Annotated in this window: 25 protein-coding genes; 20 read left to right on the top strand and 5 right to left on the bottom strand. The window is 45.1% G+C overall.

The window, feature by feature from the left end:
* Positions 1 to 9: 9 nt before the first annotated feature.
* The 15 genes from CWE21_RS10745 (at position 10) to CWE21_RS10675 (ending at position 17094) form a co-directional block, all read left to right on the top strand.
* The gene (locus CWE21_RS10745; RefSeq protein ID WP_126834446.1) at positions 10 to 1155 is read left to right on the top strand and encodes a polysaccharide export protein; all 1146 of its coding nucleotides are present in this window, start codon (positions 10 to 12) and stop codon (positions 1153 to 1155) included.
* A gap of 178 nt (positions 1156 to 1333) precedes the next feature.
* Entirely contained in the window at positions 1334 to 1786 is a 453-nt protein-coding gene (locus CWE21_RS10740) for a low molecular weight protein-tyrosine-phosphatase (RefSeq protein WP_126834445.1), read from the top strand.
* Positions 1768 to 4002: a polysaccharide biosynthesis tyrosine autokinase gene (locus tag CWE21_RS10735; RefSeq protein ID WP_126834444.1), complete on the top strand. Its 2235-nt coding sequence runs from the start codon at positions 1768 to 1770 to the stop codon at positions 4000 to 4002. Before CWE21_RS10740 ends, CWE21_RS10735 begins: the two co-directional genes overlap by 19 nt.
* Positions 4003 to 4105: 103 nt before the next feature.
* Positions 4106 to 5380, top strand: coding sequence for a Vi polysaccharide biosynthesis UDP-N-acetylglucosamine C-6 dehydrogenase TviB (gene tviB, locus CWE21_RS10730; RefSeq protein ID WP_126834443.1), 1275 nt, complete (start codon positions 4106 to 4108; stop codon positions 5378 to 5380).
* Positions 5381 to 5440: 60 nt separating this feature from the next.
* Positions 5441 to 6478, top strand: coding sequence for an NAD-dependent epimerase/dehydratase family protein (locus CWE21_RS10725; protein WP_126834442.1), 1038 nt, complete (start codon positions 5441 to 5443; stop codon positions 6476 to 6478).
* A 1268-nt stretch (positions 6479 to 7746) separates the two neighbouring features.
* Positions 7747 to 8967, top strand: a complete 1221-nt coding sequence (locus CWE21_RS10720) for an O-antigen ligase family protein (RefSeq protein WP_126834441.1) — start codon at positions 7747 to 7749, stop codon at positions 8965 to 8967.
* Between the two features lie 92 nt (positions 8968 to 9059).
* Positions 9060 to 10427, top strand: a complete 1368-nt coding sequence (locus tag CWE21_RS10715; RefSeq protein WP_126834440.1) for a phenylacetate--CoA ligase family protein — start codon at positions 9060 to 9062, stop codon at positions 10425 to 10427.
* Positions 10424 to 11557 carry a glycosyltransferase family 4 protein gene (locus CWE21_RS10710; RefSeq protein WP_126834439.1) on the top strand — a complete coding sequence of 378 codons (1134 nt, stop codon included), beginning with the start codon at positions 10424 to 10426 and terminating at the stop codon, positions 11555 to 11557. Before CWE21_RS10715 ends, CWE21_RS10710 begins: the two co-directional genes overlap by 4 nt.
* The gene (locus tag CWE21_RS10705) at positions 11554 to 12159 is read left to right on the top strand and encodes a sugar transferase (protein WP_126834438.1); all 606 of its coding nucleotides are present in this window, start codon (positions 11554 to 11556) and stop codon (positions 12157 to 12159) included. Before CWE21_RS10710 ends, CWE21_RS10705 begins: the two co-directional genes overlap by 4 nt.
* A gap of 9 nt (positions 12160 to 12168) precedes the next feature.
* A complete protein-coding gene (locus tag CWE21_RS10700; protein ID WP_126834437.1) occupies positions 12169 to 13191 on the top strand; it encodes a 3-oxoacyl-ACP synthase III family protein in 1023 nt (340 codons plus the stop codon).
* Between the two features lie 12 nt (positions 13192 to 13203).
* Entirely contained in the window at positions 13204 to 13428 is a 225-nt protein-coding gene (locus tag CWE21_RS10695) for a phosphopantetheine-binding protein (RefSeq protein WP_126834436.1), read from the top strand.
* 23 nt (positions 13429 to 13451) lie between these two features.
* Positions 13452 to 14501: a ketoacyl-ACP synthase III gene (locus CWE21_RS10690; protein ID WP_198675114.1), complete on the top strand. Its 1050-nt coding sequence runs from the start codon at positions 13452 to 13454 to the stop codon at positions 14499 to 14501.
* A complete protein-coding gene (locus CWE21_RS10685) occupies positions 14498 to 15262 on the top strand; it encodes an SDR family NAD(P)-dependent oxidoreductase (RefSeq protein WP_126834434.1) in 765 nt (254 codons plus the stop codon). Before CWE21_RS10690 ends, CWE21_RS10685 begins: the two co-directional genes overlap by 4 nt.
* A 6-nt stretch (positions 15263 to 15268) precedes the next feature.
* Positions 15269 to 15901, top strand: coding sequence for an acetyltransferase (locus CWE21_RS10680; RefSeq protein WP_126834433.1), 633 nt, complete (start codon positions 15269 to 15271; stop codon positions 15899 to 15901).
* A 17-nt stretch (positions 15902 to 15918) separates the two neighbouring features.
* Positions 15919 to 17094, top strand: coding sequence for a DegT/DnrJ/EryC1/StrS family aminotransferase (locus CWE21_RS10675; RefSeq protein ID WP_126834432.1), 1176 nt, complete (start codon positions 15919 to 15921; stop codon positions 17092 to 17094).
* Between the two features lie 176 nt (positions 17095 to 17270).
* Here CWE21_RS10675 and CWE21_RS10670 read toward each other — a convergent pair whose 3' ends face one another.
* The 4 genes from CWE21_RS10670 to CWE21_RS10655 all read right to left on the bottom strand — a co-directional run bounded on the left by CWE21_RS10670 (position 17271) and on the right by CWE21_RS10655 (position 20330).
* Positions 17271 to 18380, bottom strand: a complete 1110-nt coding sequence (locus tag CWE21_RS10670) for a hypothetical protein (protein WP_126834431.1) — start codon at positions 18378 to 18380, stop codon at positions 17271 to 17273.
* Between the two features lie 128 nt (positions 18381 to 18508).
* Positions 18509 to 19564, bottom strand: a complete 1056-nt coding sequence (locus CWE21_RS10665) for a tetratricopeptide repeat protein (protein WP_126834430.1) — start codon at positions 19562 to 19564, stop codon at positions 18509 to 18511.
* A gap of 30 nt (positions 19565 to 19594) precedes the next feature.
* Complete coding sequence (locus CWE21_RS13605; RefSeq protein WP_198675113.1) at positions 19595 to 19861, bottom strand: TonB C-terminal domain-containing protein; 267 nt, start codon at positions 19859 to 19861, stop codon at positions 19595 to 19597.
* Between the two features lie 97 nt (positions 19862 to 19958).
* Entirely contained in the window at positions 19959 to 20330 is a 372-nt protein-coding gene (locus CWE21_RS10655; protein ID WP_126834428.1) for a hypothetical protein, read from the bottom strand.
* A 280-nt stretch (positions 20331 to 20610) separates the two neighbouring features.
* Between CWE21_RS10655 and CWE21_RS10650 the strand changes: the two genes are divergently transcribed.
* The 4 genes from CWE21_RS10650 (at position 20611) to CWE21_RS13565 (ending at position 21867) form a co-directional block, all read left to right on the top strand.
* Positions 20611 to 20889, top strand: coding sequence for a hypothetical protein (locus CWE21_RS10650; RefSeq protein WP_126834427.1), 279 nt, complete (start codon positions 20611 to 20613; stop codon positions 20887 to 20889).
* 187 nt (positions 20890 to 21076) lie between these two features.
* Positions 21077 to 21346 (top strand): type II toxin-antitoxin system HicA family toxin, encoded by a 270-nt coding sequence (locus tag CWE21_RS10645; RefSeq protein ID WP_126834426.1) that lies wholly within the window; start codon positions 21077 to 21079, stop codon positions 21344 to 21346.
* A gap of 3 nt (positions 21347 to 21349) precedes the next feature.
* Entirely contained in the window at positions 21350 to 21721 is a 372-nt protein-coding gene (locus CWE21_RS10640) for a type II toxin-antitoxin system HicB family antitoxin (protein WP_126834425.1), read from the top strand.
* Positions 21722 to 21741: 20 nt separating this feature from the next.
* The gene (locus tag CWE21_RS13565) at positions 21742 to 21867 is read left to right on the top strand and encodes a hypothetical protein (protein ID WP_276567302.1); all 126 of its coding nucleotides are present in this window, start codon (positions 21742 to 21744) and stop codon (positions 21865 to 21867) included.
* A gap of 39 nt (positions 21868 to 21906) precedes the next feature.
* On the opposite strand, the gene CWE21_RS10635 is transcribed toward CWE21_RS13565, so the two are convergent.
* Complete coding sequence (locus CWE21_RS10635; RefSeq protein ID WP_126834424.1) at positions 21907 to 22863, bottom strand: hypothetical protein; 957 nt, start codon at positions 22861 to 22863, stop codon at positions 21907 to 21909.
* A 229-nt stretch (positions 22864 to 23092) separates the two neighbouring features.
* Between CWE21_RS10635 and CWE21_RS10630 the strand changes: the two genes are divergently transcribed.
* Positions 23093 to 25132, top strand: coding sequence for an InlB B-repeat-containing protein (locus CWE21_RS10630; RefSeq protein ID WP_126834423.1), 2040 nt, complete (start codon positions 23093 to 23095; stop codon positions 25130 to 25132).
* Positions 25133 to 25166: the final 34 nt, after the last annotated feature.

The raw sequence follows: 25166 nt of genomic DNA, 5'->3' as shown, positions 1-25166 counted from the left end.
ACAACAATCATGAACATGAAACTGACAGCAGTATCAACCCTCGCCTTATGGCTCGGCGGCTGTGCATTAGCTCCGGGCGGGCACATTCCCGACGACAGCAGCGGCGGTCTGTTCAGTGATGACAGCCGTAGCGCCTATGAACAAGAGTTCAGCGAAGCCGAGCTGATGAAACTGGTCGACGTGTACCAGATCTCGCCAATGCTGATCAGCGAAATGCAAACCCCAGCCACTAAGCCGGAGTTCAATAGCGCCCTCGAGCAAGCCCGCAATAACTATGACTACACTGTGGGCCGCGGCGACATTCTGAACATTACCGTGTGGAACCACCCAGAGCTGACGATTCCGGCAGGCTCCATGCGTAGCGCCGAAGAAGCGGGCAACTGGGTGCATAGCGACGGTACTATCTTCTATCCGTACATCGGCAAAGTGCAGGTGGCGGGTAAGCGCGTGACCGAGATCCGCGAAGACATCACCAAGCGCTTGGCCAAGTACATTGAAAGCCCGCAGGTCGATGTGACTGTAGCGGCCTTCCGTAGCCAGCGTGTGTACGTAACTGGCGCCGTGAACCAGCCAGGCACCGTGCCAGTCACCAACGTACCAATGACGCTCATCGAAGCCGTGAACGCCGCCGGTGGCATGAACGAAGCCGCCAACTGGAATCAAGTGACGCTGACCCGTGGCAACACCGCGCGTAGCTTTAACTTACGCGAGTTGTACCAAGCCGGTAACACTGACCAGAACATCTTGTTGCAACCAAACGACGTGGTGCACGTAGCACGTAACGACGACAACAAAGTGTTTGTGTTGGGTGAGGTGCGCAAACCACAGTCGTACATGATGGGCCAATCAGGCACCACCCTTGCTGAAGCCTTAGCTGACGCCGGTGGTATGTTCGAATCGACCGCCAATGCCTCAGGCATTTTCGTCATTCGCCAAGCCGAAGCCGACAGCGGCAAAATCGCACAGGTGTATCAGCTGAACGCCGAAAACGCCATCGCTTTGGTCATGGCCGAGCAATTTGAGCTGCAGCAACGCGACATCGTGTATGTAACAGCCGCGCCTGTGGCACGTTGGAACCGCGTAATTAGCCAATTGCTGCCTTCGATTACCGGCCTGTACAGCATCGGCCGTTTCTCGGACGACATTAGTAACTAAAAAGCGTTGTTCGTTGTTCGTACGCTGCGCTGTTCGTCCGCTTCGCTGTTCGAAAAACGGGTACCGGGTAGCCCGTGGTTCTACCACGGGTCCAACCACCCGCAACCTCGGTGTATGCTACAACCACCACGAAACGTTATAATTTGACCCGCAGTAGAACTGCGGGCTACAGGAAACCATGTTCAATAAGATTCTAGTCGTCTGCTTGGGAAATATTTGCCGGTCACCAACAGCCAAATTCCTACTCCAACAAGCGCTACCCGAAAAACACATCGACAGCGCGGGAATAACCGCTATGGTAAGGGACGGCAAAGCCTGGGACATGGACGCCAAAGCCCGCGAAACCGCCAAAGCCAAAGGCCACGAATTCGGCGAGCACGCCGCACAACAACTAACGCGTGACCTTATCAACGCGCATGACCTTATCCTGGTCATGGAAAACGAACATCGCCAGTACATTGGCAAGCGCTACCCCGAAGCCATGGCCAAAACAATGCTGCTCGGCCAATGGCTAACTGACGACGGCAAAGGCAAAGACATACCGGATCCATTTAAACGTAGCAACGAAGTTTACGACCACGTATTTGATCTCATCGAAAAGAGCTGTAATCAATGGAAAACAAAACTGTGAACACACCTGTGAAACCACCAGTAGCAACTCAGGACCGTAACGACGACGAAATCGATCTCGGCCGTTTGTTTGGCATGCTGCTCGATCGCCGTTGGTTGATCATCGGCGTGACTTTTGTGTTTATGGTATGCGGTGTCATCTACGCCGTGCTTTCAACGCCGATTTACCAAGCCGACGCTCTGCTGCAAGTCGAGAAAAAATCCAGCGGTTTACCTGCCCTAGGCGATGAATTCGGTGAGATGTTCACCAGCGACAGTGAAGCCGCCACTGAAATCGAGATCATGAAGTCGCGGATGGTGATTGGCGCTGTGGTGGATCAATTACAGCTCACCCATAAAGTCACGCCGCAGTATATGCCGTTCATCGGTGGCTGGTTGGCACGTCGCACGCCGGGACAAGACGAGCTGAGCATTACTACCTTCAACGTGCCACGTGGCTACGAAGGTGCGCCGTTGTATTTAGAGTTTGCAGACAACGGCACCCAATATGAAATCCATGACGAAGAGGGCGACTTGGTATTAGCCGGGAATGTTGGCCAGTTGGCGGTCATGGATGGCTTCGAGCTGATGGTTAATGATGTCGTGTTAACTGACACGCAGGAGTTCGTTATCAGCAAGGCCAATCGTTTACGCACGGTTCGCGATGTGCAACAAGCGCTTAGCGTAAGCGAGCGCGGCAAACAAACGGGTATTTTAAGCGCAAGCTTCCAACACCCTGATCGCGACTACGCTGAAAATGTACTCAATGCCATTGCACAAGAATACATGCTGCAGAACATTCGCCGTAACGCAGCCGAAGCTGAGAACAGCTTGCAGTTTATTGAGCGTCAACTACCCGAAGTTAAAGGTAATTTGACTGCGTCTGAAGATAAATTGAACCAATACCGCAATGAAAGCCAGTCAGTTGATCTCTCTATTGAGACGCAAAGCTTGCTTGAGCGTGTGGTTGAAATCGAAAAGCGTTTGAACGAGTTAGAACTGAAAGAAAAAGAACTGTCACGCTTGTACACCAAGGAACACCCAACCTATCAGTCACTTTTAGAGCAAAAGCAGCAGCTATTGCGCGAGCAAGAGCAAATCAACGACCAAGTCGGTGACTTACCTGAGACCCAACAAGAAGTCTTGCGCTTAGCCCGTGACGTGGAAGTCTCGCAAGAGATTTACGTGCAGCTACTGAACCGTATGCAAGAGCTGAACGTACTTAAAGCCGGTACCGTTGGCAATGTGCGTATTCTTGATGAAGCCGTCACCAATCCGCAGCCAGTGGCACCGAAGAAAAGCCTTATCGTGGTTCTAGCGACCATGTTGGGCGGTATGGTGAGTATAGGTTACGTGTTCTTAATGGCGGCACTGAACCGCGGGGTGGAATCGCCAGAGCAAATTGAAGAGCTGGGCATTAACGTGTATGCGTCGATACCTGAAAGCCCGACCCAAGTCGATTTGAACGAGAAGCTCGGCAAGTTGGTAGGACGCACGAAAGAAGTGCACGACTTGCCGTTCTTGGCCTTGGAAGACCCAGCCGATTTAGCCATTGAAGCCATGCGTGGACTGCGCACCAGCCTACACTTTGCGATGCTCGAAGCCAAGAACAAAGTTATCATGGTGTCGGGTCCAGCACCTGGCGTCGGCAAAAGCTTCGTAACTCTGAACCTTGCTGCAGTATTAGCGCAAGCAGGGCAACGCGTGTTGGTCATTGACGGGGATATACGTCGTGGCTATTTGCATATGTCTGTGGGCGTACAAAACAACTACGGCCTGTCAGATTTCTTAGCAAGCGTTGATAAGTCACCTGATGGTGGCCCCATCGACAAAAACAATCTGTCGACCATCATTCACAAAACCAAAGTGCCCAACATGCACTTTATTGCACGCGGTACCGCAGCACCGAACCCATCTGAGCTATTGATGCATCCACGCATGGAAAAAATGCTCGGAAAAGTGAACGAATACTACGATTACGTGCTGATTGATACACCGCCAGTGCTTGCCGTAACTGATGCCGCCATTGTCGGACGCTACGCAGGCACGTCGCTGCTAGTCGCACGCTTCGGTGAAACTCCAGCGAAAGAAGTTGAAGCTACTGTGAAGCGTTTTGGACAGAATGGCGTTGATATTCGCGGCGTTATTTTGAATGGCGTGCAGCGCCGTGCTGGTGGGTACTACGGTTATGGCTATGGGTACTCTTACGGTTATAGCTATAAATCAGACAACGCATAACGCACTGGGTAGCCCGTAGTTCTACTACGGGTTCAATCCGCCACCACCACGGTGGTAATTAAAACCTCATTCCAAAAACTAACTCTCCAAGAGAAGTACCTTCATGGATCTAAACAACGCAAAAATCGCCGTCATCGGACTCGGTTACGTTGGCCTGCCGTTGGCCGTCGAATTTGGCAAACACTATCCAACCATTGGTTTCGACATCAACCAAAAGCGCGTCACCGAACTACAGGGCGGCCACGACCACACCCTCGAAGTCGAACCCGAAGAACTGGCACAGGCCGACAAACTCAGCTACAGCGCAGACACACAAGATCTGCAAGCGGCCAACATCTACATCGTGACCGTGCCAACGCCCATCAACAAGTTCAAGCAGCCAGACCTGACGCCGCTCATCAAAGCATCAGAAACTATCGGCAAAACCCTGAAAAAGGGCGATATCGTTATTTACGAGTCCACCGTGTACCCAGGTGCGACCGAAGAAGATTGCGTGCCAGTACTCGAAAAAGTCTCAGGCCTAACCTTCAACCAAGACTTCTTCGCAGGTTACAGCCCAGAGCGCATTAACCCAGGCGACAAAGAACACCGCGTGACCACGATTTTAAAAGTTACCGCCGGCTCCACCCCAGAAGTGGCTGATTTCGTAGATAGCCTATACGCGTCCATCATTACCGCGGGTACTCACAAAGCCGAAAGCATTAAAGTCGCCGAAGCCGCTAAAGTCATTGAAAACACCCAGCGTGACGTAAACATTGCCCTGATTAACGAGCTGGCGATGATCTTCAACCGCATGGGCATCGATACCGAAGCCGTATTGAAAGCCGCAGGCACCAAATGGAACTTCTTACCGTTCCGCCCAGGTCTTGTCGGCGGTCATTGCATTGGCGTGGACCCGTACTACCTGACCCATAAAGCCGAATCCATTGGTTATCACCCAGAAATGATTCTTGCGGGCCGCCGCATTAACGACAACATGAGCCGCTATGTCGCGTCAGAGTTTGTGAAAGCCTTGCTACAAAAAGGTATTACCGTAAAAGGTGCTCGAGTACTCATTATGGGCCTAACCTTTAAAGAGAACTGTCCTGATATTCGTAACACCAAAGTCGTCGACATTATTGATGAGCTCAAGGAATACGGTGTTGATGTCGATGTGTACGACCCTTGGGTGGATGCCGAAGAGGCGCAACAGGAATACAGTGTAACGCCTGTGGCGGAACTAACAGAAGGTTCCTACGACGGCGTTGTGGTGGCTGTAGCGCACAACCAATTCAAGCAAATGGGTATTGATGGCATGAAAGCCCTCGCGAAAAGTGAACATGTCATTTATGACCTAAAATACATTGTTGATGCAGGCATTGCTGATATCCGGCTCTAAAGGTGTCAAATGACACCCTTTATCTCATAAAGCAATCAAATGAAACCATAAAAGATTCATATGACTAGATACGAAGAAATAAAGACTCAATTAAAGTCATCGCCCAAAGTATGGCTTGTCACCGGCGTTGCAGGCTTTATTGGCTCAAATTTGCTCGAAACGCTGTTAAAGCTGGACCAACATGTTGTGGGTTTAGATAACTTCTCCACTGGCTTTCAGCATAATCTAGATGAAGTTCAAGATAGCGTGACCGAAGCGCAATGGCAGCGCTTCCAGTTCGTTCAAGGTGATATCTGCGATCTAGATACCTGCAAGTCTGTTATGAAACATGCGACAGCCGGTGATGTTAACTATGTCTTACACCAAGCTGCGCTAGGTTCAGTGCCTCGCTCCATCGATGACCCCATTAGTACCAATAAAAGCAATATCGACGGCTTTTTGAATATGCTAGTGGCAGCTAAAGATGCTGGTGTGGATAGCTTCACCTACGCTGCAAGCAGCTCGACATATGGCGACCACCCAGCACTGCCAAAAGTCGAAGAGAACATTGGTAATCCGTTGTCACCTTATGCTGTGACCAAATACGTGAATGAGCTCTATGCTAGCGTATTTGCGAGAGTCTACGGCTTTAAAACCATTGGTTTACGTTACTTCAATGTGTTTGGTCCGCGTCAGAACCCTGATGGTGCATACGCAGCGGTTATTCCTAAATGGACTGCGGCCATGATCAAAGGCGAACCAGTGTTTATTAATGGTGATGGCGAGACTAGCCGTGACTTTTCTTTTGTGGCGAATGCTGTGCAATTGAACCTTCTTGCTGCGACAGCAGATGACGCGGCCAAAGATGAAGTTTATAACATGGCGTTGGGTGACCGTACGACGCTGAATGAATTGTTTTTTGGGATTAAAGATGCTCTCATGCACCATGGTGTTCAGTATAATAATGGACCAGATTACCGAGAGTTTCGTTCTGGTGACGTTCGTCATTCACAGGCTGATACATCAAAAGCAAAAAATAAACTAATGTTTGCACCCTCTGAGAATGTTTATGAGGGACTTGAGCAGACAATCAATTGGTATGTACAAAGCTGTAATTAACATGCGCCCTAATGCAAACCATTTATTTTATGCGAATGTAATTTACCAGCTGACACTGATCTCCGCGCAGGGGCTCTTAATCGCCTTCATCTATCTAAACTATAGCATTGAATTACTTGACGAATTTTTTTACATTTTGTCCTACTTGTTGCCTGTGTATACGTTTTTTCTTTTAGGAGTTCGACAACTACGTTTATCTGAAAGGTTGACCAAGAGCAATGCTCATCTAGTACGATTCATTAGTTTGTTTTGCTTTACGGTCTTAGCATTTTTTCTTTCAGAAGAGAAAAGTCAAGTATTTTATATGATTCTATTTTGGAAGATCAATGACTATTGTATCGATGCAGTGAGTCTCGAGTTGCAGATTGATAAGAATGTAATAGGTCTTTGTATTATATCTATTATTAGGCTATTAATGTTTGTGGCTTTCCTCGCTTTTTTCAATAGTGGAATCATTTATTTCATGATTTCGACAGCGCCTTGGCTAGTGTTATATGGTCTATATACATATTTTTATACGACTCAAGACGGAATAATAAAAATACGATTGGTATCGGCAATTTACCTCGGCTTCGTCGCAAGTATATCAAGTATAGTAGTTGCATATCCACGGATTGTTATCGGATCGTCAGAGAATATCGAAGATGGTATTTTATCATTGGTGAGTTTCATTTCGTATTTTTACTTGATAGGGCAAGTAATCATATCAGCTATGCTGCCTGTGTTACTTCCTAGATTCGACCATACGGATGGATCGATACTTAGAAAGCTTAAAGGGAAAGTTAAAATCATATCTGTATTATCTTGCTTATTAATAATTTTTTTATTCTTGATGATTTATTCATTAGCGCTCCTAAATGTATTCGTTTTTTCAAAACATGAAATGCTATTAATTCTTAGCCTTTTGATTTGTATGCCTCTTATCTTTCTCGTGAATTTTATAGAAGCGTTTTCAAGCATTCGAAATATAGAGGGTTTGATTGTAATTTCTACATTGGTGACAGCTGTAGCATCTCTACTTTTATCGAATTGCATTGCTGATTTATGGAATGGATTTGGCTATGCTTTAGTCATATTTTTGTGCTTTTTGTTACGTCTTGTCATTTCGGCGAGTTCTGTTTACTCATCATTGAATATGCAGGCAAAATATTAGATGATTTTATGTTTTTTAATTATGAACTGCGCTTATAAGTTTTGTGTTGAAGCGGGTTTATGCCTTTTATCCTATGACTACATTGTCGAAGAATAGTTAGAAAAGAGGCCTTGAATTGAATTTTAGCTTGACGATTTCATTATTTATATCGTATGTTTTTCTAAGTGCCTTTCTAGAAATCACTTTAGGTGCTAGAATTGTCCCAGCCGACATTGTTCTGCTTCTTATAGTTATCGTTACGATGTTGACTTCAATTAAAAAAAGAATCATAAGCCTGCCCAGAATTTTTGTATCTTTTGTGCCATTAATCATTTCTTTATCAATAAGTGTTATGGTCGCTCAAAACAAGATCTCAGCACTTTTTGAATTAGCGATAATGATATTCGGTTTCGTGGGTTCAATTTCAATATATAACGTGATTAATACGCTTTCAGATAGTCAGCTGGCTAAGCTTCTTCTAGGCTATACCTATTCAATCGGGGTGTTGACGCTATTATGTTTAATTGACTTCTTTTTTCTGCCTGGCCTAATTAGTAGTCGAAATCTGGGAGGGATTCAAGGTCCATTCAGAAACACTGGACAGGCTGGCTCCTTTTTTGTTGTTCACCTCTTTATTATTTTGAGTCTTTACGTCACTAGATTAATACCAAGGAATCTGATAAACGCGGTTATTATATTAATGATAATGATTGCTTTGATTCTGACCTTTAAAAGAGCGTCTATTTTGTCCTTTATATTGGGTTGTATATTTTATGTGTGTTTCTTGATTTTCTCTAATTCACGTCAGGACAAAAAACTCGGAATTGTTTCTCTTCTAGCCATTGGGCTTTTTTCGATCTTCATAACAACCGCTTTCTTTTTTGCGCTAGATAATGTGGAACAAGCCTCCTCTCGATTTTCGTATAAGTTTTCTTCTGATGTTGTGGATGGCTTTGGTGATGGATTTATTGCTGAGAATATTAAATCGTCTCTAAATGCTTTTACGGATAGCCCGCTTTTCGGTGTAGGCCTTGGTAATGTGAGCGGCGTTTATCAATTTCATGAAATTCATTCTACCTATTTTGGGATTTTAGCTTACGGTGGAATCTTTGGAGTTCTAACCTATTTATTTTTTGTAGCGCACATATTAGGCGGAGCTTTTTCTGGAAGAAAATGGCGTAAGACGAATAAATGGGCTGCTTTTTTGTTTATTTTAACTCCTTTTATATTGGCTATGTTTGTAGCTTGGGGTTACACCTATCATCTTAGGAAACGTGAGTTTTGGTTTCTGATTGCACTAATTGCTCTAGCTATTAATCGTTTGCGAATTTCTCGTGAAATGAAAAACATTGGATGAACGAAAACTGTTTCCCTTTCCACTTTTATAAGTTTTAATTGTTTTTCTAGATTTGGTTCTTAAAGTTTAATCGTTTTGAATAGGTATAAAACGTGAAGAAATATATTCTAAAGTATGCACCAATATTTATTCAGAATTTCTTGATCAGCATTTATAATTCAAGGTTATATCATCGCAGGCACACAGGTTTATACCGCCGTTATAGAAAATACTTTGCGGACTACGAGAATGCAAGTTTGCAAACGCTCATTTCTGAGCAACAGAGGAGACTTAAAAGCTTCCTATGTTGGGCGACAACAAATTCAACTTATTATAGTTCAAAAAGGAATCTTGAATTATCCGATTTCGATGTTCTCGAAAAATCTCACCTAATAGAAAACCTCGAAGGTATTTGCACTATTTCTGAATCGGATGGTGTTGTAAGTCTTACAGGGGGAACGACCGGGGCGTCGATGAAAGTTGTGTATACTAGTGAGGATGTGCAGGAGCGACATGCACTTCTAGACCATTTTAGAGAACAACATGGCTACAAGTTAGGAAAACGAGTTGCGTGGTTTAGCGGTAAGGATATTGTGAGACAGAGGGACATATCGAAAGGCTATTGCTATCGCGATGATTGGCTTAACAAAATTAGATTTTTCTCTACCTTTCACATTAATCAGAAAAATTTCGATGTTTACTGGAGGGCTCTCGAAAATTTTGAGGCAGAATTTTTAGTCGGTTTTCCTTCGAGTGTTTACGATATTTGCCTTATGGCTAAGCAGAGAGGACTCAGACTTAGGAATAAAGTTAAGGTGTTTTTCCCTACGGCAGAAGTTGTCTTAAAAGAACATAGAGACGTCATCGGAGATATTCTCGGTTGCAGGCTTGTGGACCAATACGCCTCATCCGAGGGGGCGCCGTTCATTTTGGAATGCGAATATGGAAATCTTCACATACACCTCTTGTCAGGTGTTTTTGAAGTGGTAGACATTAATGGCAAGTCGGCGTCGGAGGGCGAGTTATTAGTTACCTCATTTACTACGAGAGGCACTCCACTCATACGATATCGTATAGGTGACAGTTTAGTACTTGATACATCCAATCAGAATTGTGATTGTGGCTCTCACCACCCGTTAGTCAAGCAAATAGTCGGTCGTAGTTCAGATTTTATTTGGTCACCGGAGCATGGAAAGGTAAATTTAGGCAATATCAGCAATTGTACAAAGGGTACGTCGGGGATCGTTCAATTCCAAGTTCATCAGGAATCTCCAGATGCTGTGAGAATTTTGCTTGTAACTAACAATTTATACTCTATGGAGGATGAAATTATCTTTCTCGATAATCTACAAAGTAGATTGGGTTCTAGAATGCAGGTGGAACTGAAATACGTTAATGATATTCCTCGGGAGAAGAGTGGTAAATACAGAATAGTCAAAAACGACCTTTCCGAGGAACAATTAAAGGCGCTGTCAGAATGAGGATCGTTTTAGTAGCATCTTTGGCTGAATCTCTTACAAACTTCAGAGGCGAGCTTATCCAAAGCTTTATCGATGTCGGCATAGAAGTCCATGTCGCTGCGCCAAGTCTATCGCCGGGGGCGAGCGTTAGGCAAACACTAGAAAAAAAGGGAGTCGTCTGTCACAATATTGCTATGCAGCGCAATGGCCTTAATCCATTATGCGACATAAGAACTTGCTATCAGCTTTATCGTCTAGTTAAGCTACATAAAATAGATATATTTTTCGGGTACACAGCTAAGCCCGTAATATGGGGTGTTGTTGCGTCTTACTATGCTGGAGTAAGTAGTCGCGTAGCTTTGATTACTGGGCTTGGGTACGCGTTTACCGGAAAGGCCAGAGGATTACGAGGAGTTATACAAAAAATCGCAAAGTCACTCTATAAGTATTCATTGAGGAAGGCTTCGCTGGTCTTTTTTCAGAACCCTGATGATTTGGAAGAATTCACTACGAACGGCCTTTTGCCTAGAGATATTCGGACAAAAGTCGTGAATGGTTCGGGCGTAGATACCGGTAACTTTGCGAAGGCCCCGCTCCCGTCAAAGGCGACAATCAATTACCTCCTTATCGCTCGCCTTTTAGGAGATAAAGGTATTCGTGAGTATGTCGCCGCTGCACGAGAAATTTCAAATAGATATCCTGAAACCCAATTTCATTTGGTGGGGGGGCTTGATACCAACCCAAACGGTATTTCAGAAGGGGAAGTAAAATCTTGGTTACAACAGGGTATTGTTCAATGGCGCGGTGCGGTAAGCGACGTACGTCCGTTTATCTCGGATAGTCACGTCTATGTACTTCCAAGTTACCGAGAGGGAACGCCACGCTCCGTATTAGAGGCGATGTCAATGGGTCGTGCGATCATAACAACAGATGCTCCAGGATGTCGTGAGACAGTTGTCGATGGCGATAATGGCTTTTTGGTCGATGTACAATCTGTTGAACAACTAATTACCGCAATGGAGCGTTTTATTCAGCAACCCGAGTTAATCGATTCAATGGGGCAGCGCTCTCGCGAAATTGCTTGTGAAAAATACGATGTTCATAGAGTGAATGACGAGATGCTTAAGGCAATGGGAATTATTAAAGGATGAAACGCTTCTTAGATTTTTGTGCTGCGCTGATTGGATTGCTAGCGTTGCTTCCGTTAATTCTAGTATTGAGCCTACTGATCAGCATCAATCTTGGCGCACCCATTTTCTTTTATCAACTTCGCCCAGGTGTTCATGGAAAGCCATTCCGAATGTTCAAGTTCCGCACCATGCGCGATGCCTTTGATAGCAACGGCAATTCCTTACCAGATTCAGAGCGCATCACTAAATTCGGCGCATTTTTAAGAGCAACAAGCCTGGATGAACTCCCCGAACTATGGAATGTACTAAAAGGTGACATGAGTCTGGTCGGTCCTCGCCCACTGTTAATGGAATATCTCGATTTGTACACCCCCGAACAAGCACGTCGACACGAAGTTCGCCCGGGCGTTACAGGTTGGGCACAAGTGAATGGTCGCAATGCCATTAGTTGGGAAGAAAAGTTCAAGCTAGATGTCTGGTATGTTGATAATCAATCACTATGGTTAGACATTAAAATTATATTTATGACTGTGAAAAAAGTTTTTAAACGCGAAGGGATAACGGCTGAGGGAAGTGTTACCATGCATCGCTTCGAGGGTACTCACCCAGAGAAAAAGAATTAAGTATTTAACATGAATCGTGTAGCAAAAATTGAAAAAATAGCGTCTTATTTTCCGCAAACTGTTTTAACGAATGAACATTTATCAGAAGTATTTAGCGATTGGACTGCAGATAAAATCTACAGTAAGACCGGAATCGAGAATCGATACATTGCAGATGAAAACGAGACAGCATTGGATTTAGCTTGTCATGCTGCTGAACGACTTTTTTCAGAACATCAAGTATCGCATGAATCCATTGACTACGTTATCTTCTGCACACAAGCGCCTGATTACTTTTTACCTACTTCGGCTTGTATTATTCAAGATAGATTGAACATTAATCGTTCTGCTGGTGCTGTAGACATTAATTTGGGGTGTTCCGGTTTTGTTTACGGTCTGTCTTTGGCCAAAGGTCTTATTGAATCAGGGCAAGTTAATAATGTGTTGCTTTTGACAGCGGATACTTATACCAAGTTTATACATCCGATGGACAAAAGTGTGCGAACTCTTTTTGGTGACGGTGCAGCAGCAACGTTAATTTCGGCGTGTAATAGTGATTGTCCACGGATATCTAATTTCGTTTTCGGTACTGATGGTAGCGGAGCAAAAGATCTAATAGTACCTGTTGGTGGCATGAGGCAACCAATTCGCACCGAAAAAGATTACGAGGAAGTTACGGATTCTTCCGGTAATATTCGCACACAATGTAACTTGTTTATGAATGGGGCGAACGTTCTAAATTTCACGCTCAGAGAGGTTCCGAAGGCTCTTGATCAAATCTTAAAGAAGAGTGGTCGAGACAAAGAAGATTATAAATTTTTTGTTTTACATCAAGCCAATAAATTCATGCTTGAAGCTTTGAGCAAAAAATTGAAAGTTCCCAAAGAAAAAGTTCCAATTTTGATGGAGGACGGAGGTAACACTGTTTCTTCCACCATCCCTATGGCTTTAGAGCGAATGTTCGATGGTAAGATGTTGGAGCCCGGAGATGAAGTTGTTTTTCTCGGCTTTGGTGTAGGTTTATCATGGGCAGGTTGCACAGTAACAATCTAAAAGGAGATTTAAATGAAAGACTTATATAGTGGAATTGCAGAAATCCTGGAAGTGCCAGAAGATAGTGTAGATGCTTCTTTTGATCTAGCTAATGGCGAGCAAGAGTGGGATTCCATGGCGGTGGTTTCGACAATAGCGCTAGTGGATAATTTGTATGATGTTGCGCTAGACGGTGTGAAGTTAGCAGAGTGCGAAACGGTTGCAGACATTGAAAAGTTAATAAAAGAGAATAGTTAAGGCTTATAATGGGGGACACGCGCTTGATTGATGAACCTAAAGTCCGCATAACCTCGGGAACTTCAATTGTCGGGGTAGTATCATGTGTTCCAGAAATAAATGTCGGAAATGATTACTTCCTTGATCGATTCTCATCAGAGGAAATTTCCGACGTTTCAAAAATGACTGGTGTGCAAAGTCGACGAAGAGCTCCCAATGGAGTTCGTACAGAAGATCTTTGTTTTGCAGCCGCTAACACGCTTCTCGATAAATTGGGTTGGGAGCGTTCTTCGGTGGATGCAATTATATTCATGAGTCAAACGCCATCTCATGTTTTGCCTGCCACGGCGTGTAAATTACAGAGTCAACTCGAGTTATCATCAAGTTGTATAGCATTTGACGTGAATTTGGGCTGTTCGGCTTACCCTTATGGGGTTTGGCTTTGTTCGAGTTTAATAAATGGTGAATCCTTAAAAAGAGTGCTTTTGTTAGTTGGCGACACCATAAGTTCCATATCAGATCCAAATGATAGAGCAACCGCGATGTTATTTGGTGATGCTGGAACGGCCACCGCTATCGAGTACACTGACTCATCATCAGAAAGCGTTTTCGTTTTAGGGAGTGATGGGTCTGGGGCGGCAAACTTGATTGTTCCAAATAGCCCAATTTATGGGAATGTATCTTTGGATACGCGCTTGAAGGAACGAGATATGGATAAGCTCTATATGGATGGTGGGGCTATATTTAATTTTACGTTAAAGAGAGTACCCGCTTTAGTGAATTCTCTTTTGACTGCTGCAAATGGTTCGCTAGATGAATTTGATGGATTTCTTTTTCATCAAGCAAATAAGTTCATGCTGAATCATTTGTGCAAAAAATCTCGTTTACCACTCGATAAAGTTCCCATGAATATTGAAGAGTTTGGAAACACGAGCTCTGCATCGATACCTCTTTTGATGACAACACGAATGCAATCTGAACTGTCACAACGAAGGAATCATATCGCAATGTTTGGGTTCGGTGTCGGCTATTCATGGGGCGCAGCATCTGTTGATATTGGACCACTGAAGTGTGTGGAAACGATAGAACTATGAATTTATTTGATAGAAACAGTTTTAGCGGTAAGAAGATACTCATAACCGGTGCGAGCTCAGGCATCGGTGCTCACACAGCGGTAAAATTATCGCAACTTGGTTGTCAGCTTATTCTCGGTGGGCGAAACCTTGAAAGACTCAATGGTATTCGCGAAAAGCTAGACGGCGACAATCACGAACTTATGGTTGGTGAGTTGCGCGACGCTGATAATACGTATCAATTGATTTCGGATGCAGTTGAACGAGTAGGCCCTCTCGATGGTATTTTTCATTCAGCGGGAATTGAAACGGTATTACCCGCACGTTTGGTTAAACAAAGAAACGTTGATGAAATATTTGCTGCTAGTGTTTTTGCTGGGTTTGGCGTTGCTCGCGCCGCGTCCAAAAAGAATATAATGAAAGACGCAGGATCTTTAGTATTTATGTCCTCGGTAGCAAGTTTGACCGGACAAGCTGGTTATGGAATGTACAGTGCTTCGAAGTCAGCGATAGATGGATTAACTCGATCATTGGCATGTGAAGTTGCGCAGCGTAAAATCAGAGTTAATAGTGTAAACGCAGGTGCTGTACTCACAGAAATGCTAGAGAAACGATTTAAAAACAGTGGCAGCTCCGCTCAGGAAGAGCTGGAAAATAGGCACTTGCTCGGACTGGGAAAAACGTCAGATGTAGCTAATGCTGTCATTTTTCTATTGTCCGATGGAAGTAATTGGATTACCGGCAGCTCATTAAGAGTTGATGGCGGTTATACGGTAAGGTAACTGTAGATGTCTAGATTGATTCTTATTGGTGCTGGAGGTTTCGCTAGAGAAGTTTTGGAATGGGCCAGTGATACCAATGAAATAACCGCTAATCATTTAATAACGCATTACCTTGACGATAAACACGCAGACTTAAAATCTTTCGGATACAACTTGGATTTTTTAGGTGATATTACCAATTTCAAGCCCGAGAAAAGCGACAGGTTTCTTTTGGGGGTTGGTTCCCCTGAAGCCAAAAGAAATATCTTAAAAAAATTCGCGGGTTATAAAGCTCAGTTTCAAACTCTAATTCATCCTACTGCTGTAATTACGAGAACTTCTAATATTGGAGTTGGAACGATAGTTTGTCCGTTCTCGGTTTTGTCTGCGAACACCCGGATTGGGAACTTTGTAACTCTCAATTGCTATACGTCAATCGGGCATGATGCAGTAATAGGCGACTTTTCAACGCTCAGTTCACATGTTGATATTACTGGCGCTGTTCAAATCGGGGAAAGTTGCTTTTTAGGCTCTGGAGCTCGAGTAGTGCCGAAGAAAAAAATAGGAAACAGAGTTAATATCGGAGCAGGATGTACAATCCAAAGCTCTATAAAAGGCAGTGGGACATATTATACCGCGCCGGCGAAAAAACTCTTCTAATTAGGAAGAACAACTAAATGCTAAACACCCCCTTTTCCCCTTGGCCATCATTCACTGAAGAAGAGGCCAAGGCGGTACACGATGTCGTTTTATCGAATCGCGTTAACTATTGGACTGGCATCGAATGCCGCGAGTTTGAAAAAGAGTTCGCCGCATGGGCTGATGCGTCATATGCTGTCGCACTCGGCAACGGTACTTTAGCGCTGGATGTTGCGTTGAAAGCGTTGGGAGTGGGTGAGGGCGATGAAGTTATCGTTACGCCACGTACCTTCATTGCATCGATTTCGACCGTAGTGAATGCAGGCGCTACGCCTGCATTTGCTGATGTCGATCGTGACACGCAGAATATCGAAGCACACACCATCGAGCCAGTCATTACGCCACGTACCAAAGCCATTATTGTGGTGCACTTGGCTGGGCGTCCTGCCGAAATGGACGCCATTATGGAATTGGCCGACAAACACGGTCTGTTTGTCATTGAAGACTGCGCCCAAGCCCATGGCGCACGCTACAAAGGTCGCGCAGTGGGGAGCATCGGCCACATCGGCGCATGGTCCTTCTGCCAAGACAAAATCATGACCACCGGTGGCGAAGGTGGCATGGTTACCACCAACGACGAAGCTTTGTGGCGCAAAATGTGGTCGTTCAAAGATCACGGCAAGAGCTACGAAGCCGTTTACGAGCGCGAGCATCCACCAGGTTTCCGCTGGTTGCACGAAAGCTTCGGTACCAACTGGCGCATGATGGAAATGCAAGCTGCAATCGGGCGCATTCAGTTACGCCGCACGGCTGACTGGACCGCCGCCCGTCAGCGCAATACCGCCGCGATAGTTGAGGCCTGTTCGTCGTTTGCGTTGATTCGTACCCCCGATGTACCCGCGCACATGGACCATGCCTGCTACAAGCACTACTGCTTTGTCGAACCATCGCTTTTAGCCGACGGCTGGAGCCGCGACCGCATCGTCTCAGAAATCGTCGCGCGTGGCGTACCTTGCTTCCAAGGCTCATGCTCAGAAGTTTACTTAGAGAAAGCCTTTGATGGCACCGGCTGGCGCCCTGCTGAGCCGTTGCCAGTCGCCCGTGAGCTGGGTGAGACGTCGCTGATGTTTTTGGTGCATCCGACGTTAACCTCTGCCGAGATTGAGAAGACTTGCTCGGTCGTGCGCGAGGTGCTGGCGCTGGCTTCGAAGTAACGTAGCCCGCAGTTCTACTGCGGGGGAAGCCGTGGGGCACACTCGGGTGGTTTGATTGACATCGCTGTAGTTGGGTGGTTAGACCCGTAGTAGAACTACGGGCTACCTAGATTGAGAAAGCGACATCTGCTGATGCAGGTGTCGCTTTTTGCGTTTTGGGGAAGACGTTAGGAGGTTTACTCAAGTACTGTGGCCGTTGGTATATAGCCCCCATGTTCAGCCAGCCGTTCTTTGAATTTGTTATCGACTAAAACAGAACGGGAGATAGCAAGTTCATCAGCTATTGCATCGAGCTGCGAAATAAGTTCCCGATACGGCACGTTTCCCTTGATGAGCTTCTTGTTCAAACCCGACTTAGCAGCAACTTCAATAATAATGTAGTGTGTGGCGTCTTCACCTAAGTAGATATCCAAGTTGATTTCGCACTGACCTTTAACTAGCTCTCGGGCTATGTTAGCTTTCAAGATGTGCTGCGCAGCAACAATGTACTCTCTTTCCATAGATGAGCCGAAATAGTAGCGGCCATGGGGCTTCGTGAATACGAGTTTTCCGGGTAATGGCATTGCTAATTGTTCCAGTGTGGCTTGATACGCTTCAGTAAGAGTAACCCCCTCGTGGATCAATCGGCACTTTTCTATTATTTTGCTATCGCTAGAGGCTCCCAGTATCAAGCCATAGTTTGCTAAAAGATATTCTTTGAATGTATGACGGCCTTGGTCACGTGCACCAGGAAGCGAAGCAATTTCTTCACTCAGCTTTTTGTGCCCTTTTGTGAATGCACGTTCATCGGTAAGCTGCTCACCGTAGGCTTGAAAGAATGCTCGCACGACCGGCGAATAGATTAATTCGTTGAACTTTTCTATGGCCTTTTCGGCAGGCAAAGACTCGAGAAAAGAAATTGATAGTTCGTCATCATCTTCAAGATCTGATGTGTCGACAAATGAAATGACCTTACCTAAACTTGACCCCAGACGTTGATTGAATTCAACAACGCGCTGCAGCGTATGAAATGCCTCGACCGTGCCGGCCACTCGTTGTTCCAGGCTTTCCTTTGCTGAGAGTAGTTCGCCTACAAGCCATTGCCCTTTGACGGTTTGTAAAGGACCAAACAACTGTTCCACTTTTTCACGGTGCTCGGGCTTCAGCGCGTACTGGCCTTTTTTGGCCTCCGATAGGCGCGATGCTGCGACTCCCAATATTTCGGCCAACTCTCGCTGCAAAACATGATTCATTGCATGTTCCACTAAGCGTTTCGAATCACTAAATGATAGTTTCTGTTTGCGCATATTCACTCCTTGGTTAGTTATTGGTTTATAACGCAAGAAGCAGGATAGATCAATCATCTATTACAGTTTAATCGTAATTAGGGTGTAAATTGCTGTAATTAAATACGGAGAGTGGTGATTGCGATTGTTCAGTCACCCTTTCTAACACAGGCATTAATCTCGGAGCTGCAATAGTAGCCAATCTTGCAGTCCGTGTTACCACGACACGCTCGTTCGCTGCCTCGCTTTATTTCAAATGGGCTACGCGGATTCAAATCAAGGGTTTCGCGTGACTCCCGGCTCGGTACCGCGCAAACACCTTTATATCGATTCAGGTCTCTGATGCAAATTTGACCGCCAGCACAATCGGCATCATAGGTACATTGCGTTGCACTGACCTGATCTACAGTCATCGGTGAGGGCGCTGACTTGCGTTGAGTAGATTCCGAAAAGCCGGTACTTTGTTGTTCCCTTTTACTTGTCCACCAATGTGATTTAGGCCGTGTGTTCTCGGCGTCTACTGACTTACGCTCATTATTCATAAAACTATTAACAAAGGGTTTAGGCGTATAACCCGACTGTTGCTGCTTGGGGCGTGAGTTACTGCTTGGATATGTTTGCTGACGTTCGGTCTTGCGCTTCAGCGCCTCGGTCCGGGCTTCGGATTTTTTCGTATAATAATTTCCCGCCGCCCCAAGCAGAGCGGCTGCAAAAATGAGCGCATTTTCAGTACGCTCGGCTGCTTCCGCTTCTTGTCTTTCTAGTTCTCGTTGCTGCGCAATCAACAGATCAGGTTCTGGAACGTCATATCCTTTCTGCCGAAGCAAAACCTGCGATTCATGATGCCCCCATCGAGCAGCGAGGTAAGCCCAACTGTGGGCTGCCTCTGTATACCCGGCCTCAAACTGCAGCGTAGCTAATAGGTACATCGACGGTACATAGCCTTGGCGAGCTGCGCGTATAAACCAATGCGACGCCTCACCGGTGTCTTTGGGGGTATTTCCAAGTCCGTTGAGCCACAGTAAGCCTACGTTATGCTGGGCGTACATGTTCCCTTCTTGTGCCGGCCCATTCCAAAAACTCGCTGCCTTATCGTAGTTGCCATTCTCGAACTGGATGACGCCTAAATTCACGGGGTCAAACGCCGCGCATGACGCCAAGGTAAAAGCAAAAAGTAAGGAAAGAGCAAAGGTTCTGAATTTCATTGTCGTTAACTCTCCTAATGAGGCAGGGAATTACGGTTGGGGAGCGTAAGTAATCGTAACCTCTTCCTGGAAATCTTCAGGTCGTGTTGGCTGTGGCATCGGTGACGCCTTTGCTATCGCTTGGAACAGCAGGTTACTGGTTGTTCCGTCGCTACATTTAATCACTTTAATCTCCTGAACATAGCCTGAACGGTTTTGCCTAAACGATACTTTGCAGCTAACACCGCGTCTTGCTTCGGATTCTGAGGGAAGGTATTGCTTTACGGCCTTGAAGATACTGGCTGTATATTCGGCCATGGGAGAGTAATGATTGGTACGTCGCGTCTCTGCGCTCGTTGCGGGTAGTGAAACAAATAGTGTTACGGCAAAAAGGCCCGCGAATAGACTACGCATATTAATTCGACCCCTGTTCTTCAAACCAGTCCTTAGACCTCTCCTGAAACAACCGCACAATCGCGAATAGTGTAAGAGGGATACCGATAATCGAGGCAATCACATCTGGCGGCGGCATATCGGCGAAACCCAACCCCAGAAACAAGACTAAGCCGAACGCCGACAAAACAGTGTAAATCCACCGTGCCGTGTTACTACCGCGACCTATGTGATACGGCAGCAGGCAGAAGAGCCCATATAAGACAACGTAGAATACGAAGTACCCCTCAGTAACGTAGTTCATCCATTTACTAATAATGGCTGAAGCAACAGATATTCCGAGTGATACCCAGATTGCGATAACGGCTTGGTCGACTTCCCTTGGTCTATACACGATGAACTCCTTTTTATGATGGGCATAGTTTTAATATTATGTTTTTATAATGTCAATTGTATGGTTCTTCGGTTGGTTGTGGGAGGTGTCAAATGACACTTTTGTGCTCAATTGACACCTTTCGACAGAAGGCGTCGCAAGTTTGGTTGTTGTTTTATGAGTTTTGTCTAATTGCTGGGCGTTGAGTTCGCTGGCATGGTTGCTCTATAACATTGATTTCAATTTTCAGGGTGGGGCGGTATCTGTTTTGCGGGTATCGCTTTTTTTCGAGGTTTTGCTCATGGCTCGACGTAACAAAGATCTTCTGACGCTAATGTTGAACAAGCCTCCAGCGGAAGCTTTGGTGTTCGGCGTACTCTTGGCGATTGCCATTTGGGCCGCTGGTTTCTTTTTCCAGCTTTTCGTAACGCCCGACGAGTCATCGCCAGGCACCATCACCACCGAAACGCTGCAACCCATGTTCGAATTGATTCGTGGGTTCTTGAATATCGTTGCCGGGTTTATCTTGCTGGTGGCGGTGCTGCAATATCTGGTGCGAGGGGCGCTGCTGAAGAAATAGCTGACAGGCATGTGAGCAATCTAAGATGTCAATGTATGAGGTTGAAACCTTGACCACTAGTGTGGCTCCTGCGATCTTAATTTTAACCAACAGAAGCGACTAGGTTAGAGACTTTTTTGAATTGTTTTGCACTTACAAATTGATTGCAAAAATTTAGCGGTGAGCTAAAATCAACGGACGAAACTAAATGACTAAAGCCGAAAAGCTTAGAAGAAGGATCTTGAGCTCGCCCACACCCAGCGACATCACCAATCAAGAGCTCAAAACCTTTCTTGAACAACTTGGTCTCGAAGAGATATCGATGGGAAAAACTTCAGGTTCTAGGATCAGGTTTGTTAATCCACATAATAAAAGTGAGCAAATCCGTTTGCATAAGGCTCACGGTAGTACTCCTGTAGATCGCGGTGCGCTGAAAGCGACCATTGCGCAACTCAAAGAAATGGGATTTTTGGACTAAACGATGACTAAAATACTCAAACACAAGGGCTATCAAGGCACTGTTGAGGTCGACTTTGAAAACAACCGGCTTACTGGCAAGGTTCTGCATATTAAAAGTCTAATTACCTATTGTGGTGATAACCCCGATGCGTTGCGTACTAGCTTTGAAGAAGAAGTAGAAGACTACATTGCTGATTGCGAGGCATTAGGTGTAGAACCCGAGAAACCATTTAGTGGCACCTTCCAGGTTCGCACAACACCTGAAGTTCATAAAAAGCTGACAATCCGAGCTGTGGAGAGCGGTGTCACATTTAATAAGTTAGTGACGGGCATACTTGAAACCGAGTGCCTTAAAACGCGGATGCCGAATTTAGAAATGATTAGTGGAGACTAAAAGAGACAAGCGAAGAGGACATGAAACAGTCTCTGCTCGACAACGAATGGATTGTAAGACGCCGCAACGCCATCATTAGCCACTTTTTAGGTGAGAGTGTTCTGCAGAGGACACCATTTAAGTCGGTGCGGTTGCCGATGAACTAATTTGCTTGTAGCGTTCAAACTCTGCACAGGACTTAGCATTTAGTTTTGAACGCTTTGACCGTCAACAAACTGTGACTTAACTCCACACTTTGGGCATCGGGCGATGATGTTCCCAGTGGCAGGTATCTTGAAGTTTTGTGCGCACTGGTTGCAAGTGCCGATGGCTTTGGCTGAGCTTTGGCTAGAACTGTTGGCACTCTTGTGCTCGCGTTTTAACAACCAAGACGAGAAAAAAGTGGGCAATTCTATCGGTATTTTGCGTTGTTTTGAAACGCTAAAAATCTTTGAGCCCAATGCATTTTTAAAGAAGCTAAGAGAGACTTTTTTTAAGGCGCCACCTTCAACTCCTGGGTCGCAATATAAAACATATGGTTTGGTACGCTCGAAAACGAGTCCTGTAATAAGAATGGCATGGTCAGGAATTGGATTTTTTGCTTCGAAATTTGAATCTTGGTTGTTTAATAGGTAAGAGTTTACTGATGTGATGATCACTTTAGAGCGGACCAACTCACTCCACAGCGTTCGTTCTAAGCTTTTCAACTCATCGACTGTATACCCCGATAACTTGAGCTTGTAGCCATGAAGTAATTGAGTAACAGAGGTAGCACCTTTACCTTCTTTATATGCTCCCACTGCAGCTTGGCGTTTACTCAGGTCTTCTTCTGAGCGAACTAGACCGTAGAGCTGTAAAATGATCCTTTGGCAGGCAATTGCACACGATGTCGTTGTTTCTTGTCGATACCAGAGCTGGGCTATACGTTGAGCTTGCCCAACTTCGCCGCCTCTAAGTTTATTCGCGTAAAACGCCAACAAAAGTATTACTCGGTAAAGCAACAAAAAAAGAACTGAAATGACTACGAACCATGAGAACCATTGGAACCCGACCCAAAAAGATGTCAAAAAAGGCCAGACATAATCTATAGTTAACGAATAAATAAAGTAGCCAATCGTACCGAATACGGCTAGTAAAATAACTATGCTTATAATGTGCGCCATTGCACTGTACCCGCCAGAAATTCAAACATTAGTGGTATTGTATACTTAATCTCTAATTACTTGTAACAATTGTGTATACTTTAAGCCGTTCTATGCCACTGCGACTCGCATTAGAGCCTCGCTTAATAATATTGTTTTTAAATTTGTGACATTATTTATGTTTTTTGTAACGGGATAGTGTATACAATTAAGCTTCTCACTTGAAAAGAACTCATTGGATAAAAAAGTCATGAAACGTCTCATTCGAAAACGTGGCCCAATCTATGCGCGTGCAATATTTTGTTTTCTATTTGTCAGTTCGATTATTGGTTGTGGTGGTTCCGGGGGGAGCACGTCAGAGCCTGAGGTCAGAAGATATACTGTACAAACTACTGTGACAGGAAATGGAGCTCTCGCTCCGGAAACTGTGACCGTGATAGAAGGTTCCCGCGTGTCGCTAACAGTTACACCAGATACAGGGCATGAGTTAAGTGAAATTTCTGGATGTGGCGGTTCATTGGATGGTAATAATTATGTAATAGCTTCGCTTACTAGTAATTGCACAGTATCAGCCGAATTTACAGCCTCTGAAGTGACCATTGACGCTGAAGTCATTGGTAGCGGTACGGTTACACCGAGTAGTGTAACAACATCTATAGGAGGCGAGCATCGCTTTGAATTGTTGCCAGATATCGGCTGGTATTTAGATACTATCTCTGGGTGCGATGGTGATTTAGATGGAATGCTGTATAACATTGTTGCGGGCGCTGAAAACTGTACATTTGAGGTTTCATTTATAGAATACCCAGCTTTTGCATTAACCATTGAAAGCTCTATCCAACCCGATGAATTCCCTCTTGTTGACGAAGAAATCACACTGTCGATTGGCGAAAGTGGCGGCATTCCGCAGACAAGTCAGATTTCTTGGGAGTTAGCGAGTCGGCCGGATGAAAGCGAGCTGATTTTGGCTGATGCGTCGTCTGAAAAACTAAGCTTTGTGCCAGATATAGAAGGGCGATACGAGTTGAAAGTCGCTATGTTAGACCAGCTTCAACGAGTTTTGGCTGAGGAAAGTAAAATCATAGAGGTGGGCCCAAGTTGGCTTCCGCACATTGCCGAAAAAACGGGGTTTACCGAGTTGGAGCTTTATGAAGACTGTTATAAGACGCCGAATTTTAGTTGCAGTATTGAAATTTTTCGGACAGAAAACCCTAATGTAGAGGAAGATTATCTCGGTAATATTGTCTTGATTGCTGAATTAATGTCAGGAGAGTATTCCATTTCAGTCAAGTCGCCAATTATACAACCCTACGACCAAAGGGTGCGCGAGAAACATAACGCAATCACAGTCGTTACGCCGAAGGATTCTGGTTTTTCTGGAGCTTGGCTTGACAGCTGGTTTGTGGTTAACGAGGGGGTAGGACTAAAATTAAGAGATGACTTGGAAGTTTCCGAGGTGGGCGATGAAACTGTTACTAAATCTGCTACTTTTCACCTTGTGACTACTAATGATACATTAACTTCCGACTTTGATTATGAGCTTGCTCGGCAAAACTTGCCAGAGCTAAAGACATTCGCAGACACTTCCTTTGTCGTGGAGCTAGTTGACGGATCACGGCCTATTATTAAGGCTGATGCCCCTGATGCCTACGAGAGCATCTCTAAGTTGATTGAGATGACCTATCAGTATAAGCGTCGACTTACTTTTGAACGGATTCCCTTGACTGAAGAGCAGCTTTTGAGCTTTTCTGAGGGGAGCGGTATCCCTGTTGATATAGCTCGAGAATATTGTGCGTCGAATGGTTTTGAGCCAGAGGCTGACTTTATTGCATGTTCAAGCAATTCCTCTTTTATTTATACTACTTTTACAAGTATCGATGGAAATATAGGGGTAACTGTTGCCGCATACTCTTCGGCGTTGGGGGAGGGGGCTCCAGGACTGTCTCTCGGGCTGTATGGACATGCAGAAGGAATCGAGGCTGCTTTGCGACCGAATTTTAGTATCGTTTCGAATTCGGCAAATTGTTTATCACAAGTGCCAGTGTCGAACGCATCAGATTACTCATACTGGAATAGTGATGGGGTAAGCGTCTCGGGGACATTTGATAGAGGCGAAAGTGTACCTTCAAAAAATGAAGGCTTGTCCTTCCTTCGTTGCCTAGTTGACGCTGATTCTTTAGATATGGTGCTCAACGATGGGGTTACCCAACTGGTTTTACCAATGGCTGAGATTAGTAAAACGAAAGCCAGTGCATTTTTGGCGTTGTATGAGAATGGCGAGTTTAATTAAGTGTTAGCAATAGACCGAATCAGACGTAGGGGTA

The sequence above is a fragment of the Pseudidiomarina aquimaris genome (genome assembly GCF_003987395.1).
GTDB classification, from domain to species: Bacteria; Pseudomonadota; Gammaproteobacteria; order Enterobacterales; family Alteromonadaceae; genus Pseudidiomarina; species Pseudidiomarina aquimaris.
This window is presented reverse-complemented; position numbering and strand designations above follow the sequence as displayed.

Excerpts from the sequence above, each read along its gene's own strand:
- CWE21_RS10685 (WP_126834434.1), top strand. The coding sequence starts at position 14,498 with ATGAATTTATTTGATAGAAACAGTTTTAGCGGTAAGAAGATACTCATA.
- CWE21_RS10635 (WP_126834424.1), bottom strand. The coding sequence starts at position 22,863 with ATGGCGCACATTATAAGCATAGTTATTTTACTAGCCGTATTCGGTACG.
- CWE21_RS10735 (WP_126834444.1), top strand. The coding sequence starts at position 1,768 with ATGGAAAACAAAACTGTGAACACACCTGTGAAACCACCAGTAGCAACT.
- CWE21_RS10670 (WP_126834431.1), bottom strand. The coding sequence starts at position 18,380 with ATGCGCAAACAGAAACTATCATTTAGTGATTCGAAACGCTTAGTGGAA.
- CWE21_RS10680 (WP_126834433.1), top strand. The coding sequence starts at position 15,269 with ATGTCTAGATTGATTCTTATTGGTGCTGGAGGTTTCGCTAGAGAAGTT.
- CWE21_RS10665 (WP_126834430.1), bottom strand. The coding sequence starts at position 19,564 with ATGAAATTCAGAACCTTTGCTCTTTCCTTACTTTTTGCTTTTACCTTG.
- CWE21_RS10695 (WP_126834436.1), top strand. The coding sequence starts at position 13,204 with ATGAAAGACTTATATAGTGGAATTGCAGAAATCCTGGAAGTGCCAGAA.
- CWE21_RS10740 (WP_126834445.1), top strand. The coding sequence starts at position 1,334 with ATGTTCAATAAGATTCTAGTCGTCTGCTTGGGAAATATTTGCCGGTCA.
- CWE21_RS10645 (WP_126834426.1), top strand. The coding sequence starts at position 21,077 with ATGACTAAAGCCGAAAAGCTTAGAAGAAGGATCTTGAGCTCGCCCACA.
- tviB (WP_126834443.1), top strand. The coding sequence starts at position 4,106 with ATGGATCTAAACAACGCAAAAATCGCCGTCATCGGACTCGGTTACGTT.
- CWE21_RS10745 (WP_126834446.1), top strand. The coding sequence starts at position 10 with ATGAACATGAAACTGACAGCAGTATCAACCCTCGCCTTATGGCTCGGC.
- CWE21_RS10650 (WP_126834427.1), top strand. The coding sequence starts at position 20,611 with ATGGCTCGACGTAACAAAGATCTTCTGACGCTAATGTTGAACAAGCCT.
- CWE21_RS10700 (WP_126834437.1), top strand. The coding sequence starts at position 12,169 with ATGAATCGTGTAGCAAAAATTGAAAAAATAGCGTCTTATTTTCCGCAA.
- CWE21_RS13565 (WP_276567302.1), top strand. The coding sequence starts at position 21,742 with ATGAAACAGTCTCTGCTCGACAACGAATGGATTGTAAGACGCCGCAAC.
- CWE21_RS10675 (WP_126834432.1), top strand. The coding sequence starts at position 15,919 with ATGCTAAACACCCCCTTTTCCCCTTGGCCATCATTCACTGAAGAAGAG.
- CWE21_RS10705 (WP_126834438.1), top strand. The coding sequence starts at position 11,554 with ATGAAACGCTTCTTAGATTTTTGTGCTGCGCTGATTGGATTGCTAGCG.
- CWE21_RS10710 (WP_126834439.1), top strand. The coding sequence starts at position 10,424 with ATGAGGATCGTTTTAGTAGCATCTTTGGCTGAATCTCTTACAAACTTC.
- CWE21_RS10630 (WP_126834423.1), top strand. The coding sequence starts at position 23,093 with ATGAAACGTCTCATTCGAAAACGTGGCCCAATCTATGCGCGTGCAATA.
- CWE21_RS10725 (WP_126834442.1), top strand. The coding sequence starts at position 5,441 with ATGACTAGATACGAAGAAATAAAGACTCAATTAAAGTCATCGCCCAAA.
- CWE21_RS10640 (WP_126834425.1), top strand. The coding sequence starts at position 21,350 with ATGACTAAAATACTCAAACACAAGGGCTATCAAGGCACTGTTGAGGTC.
- CWE21_RS13605 (WP_198675113.1), bottom strand. The coding sequence starts at position 19,861 with ATGGCCGAATATACAGCCAGTATCTTCAAGGCCGTAAAGCAATACCTT.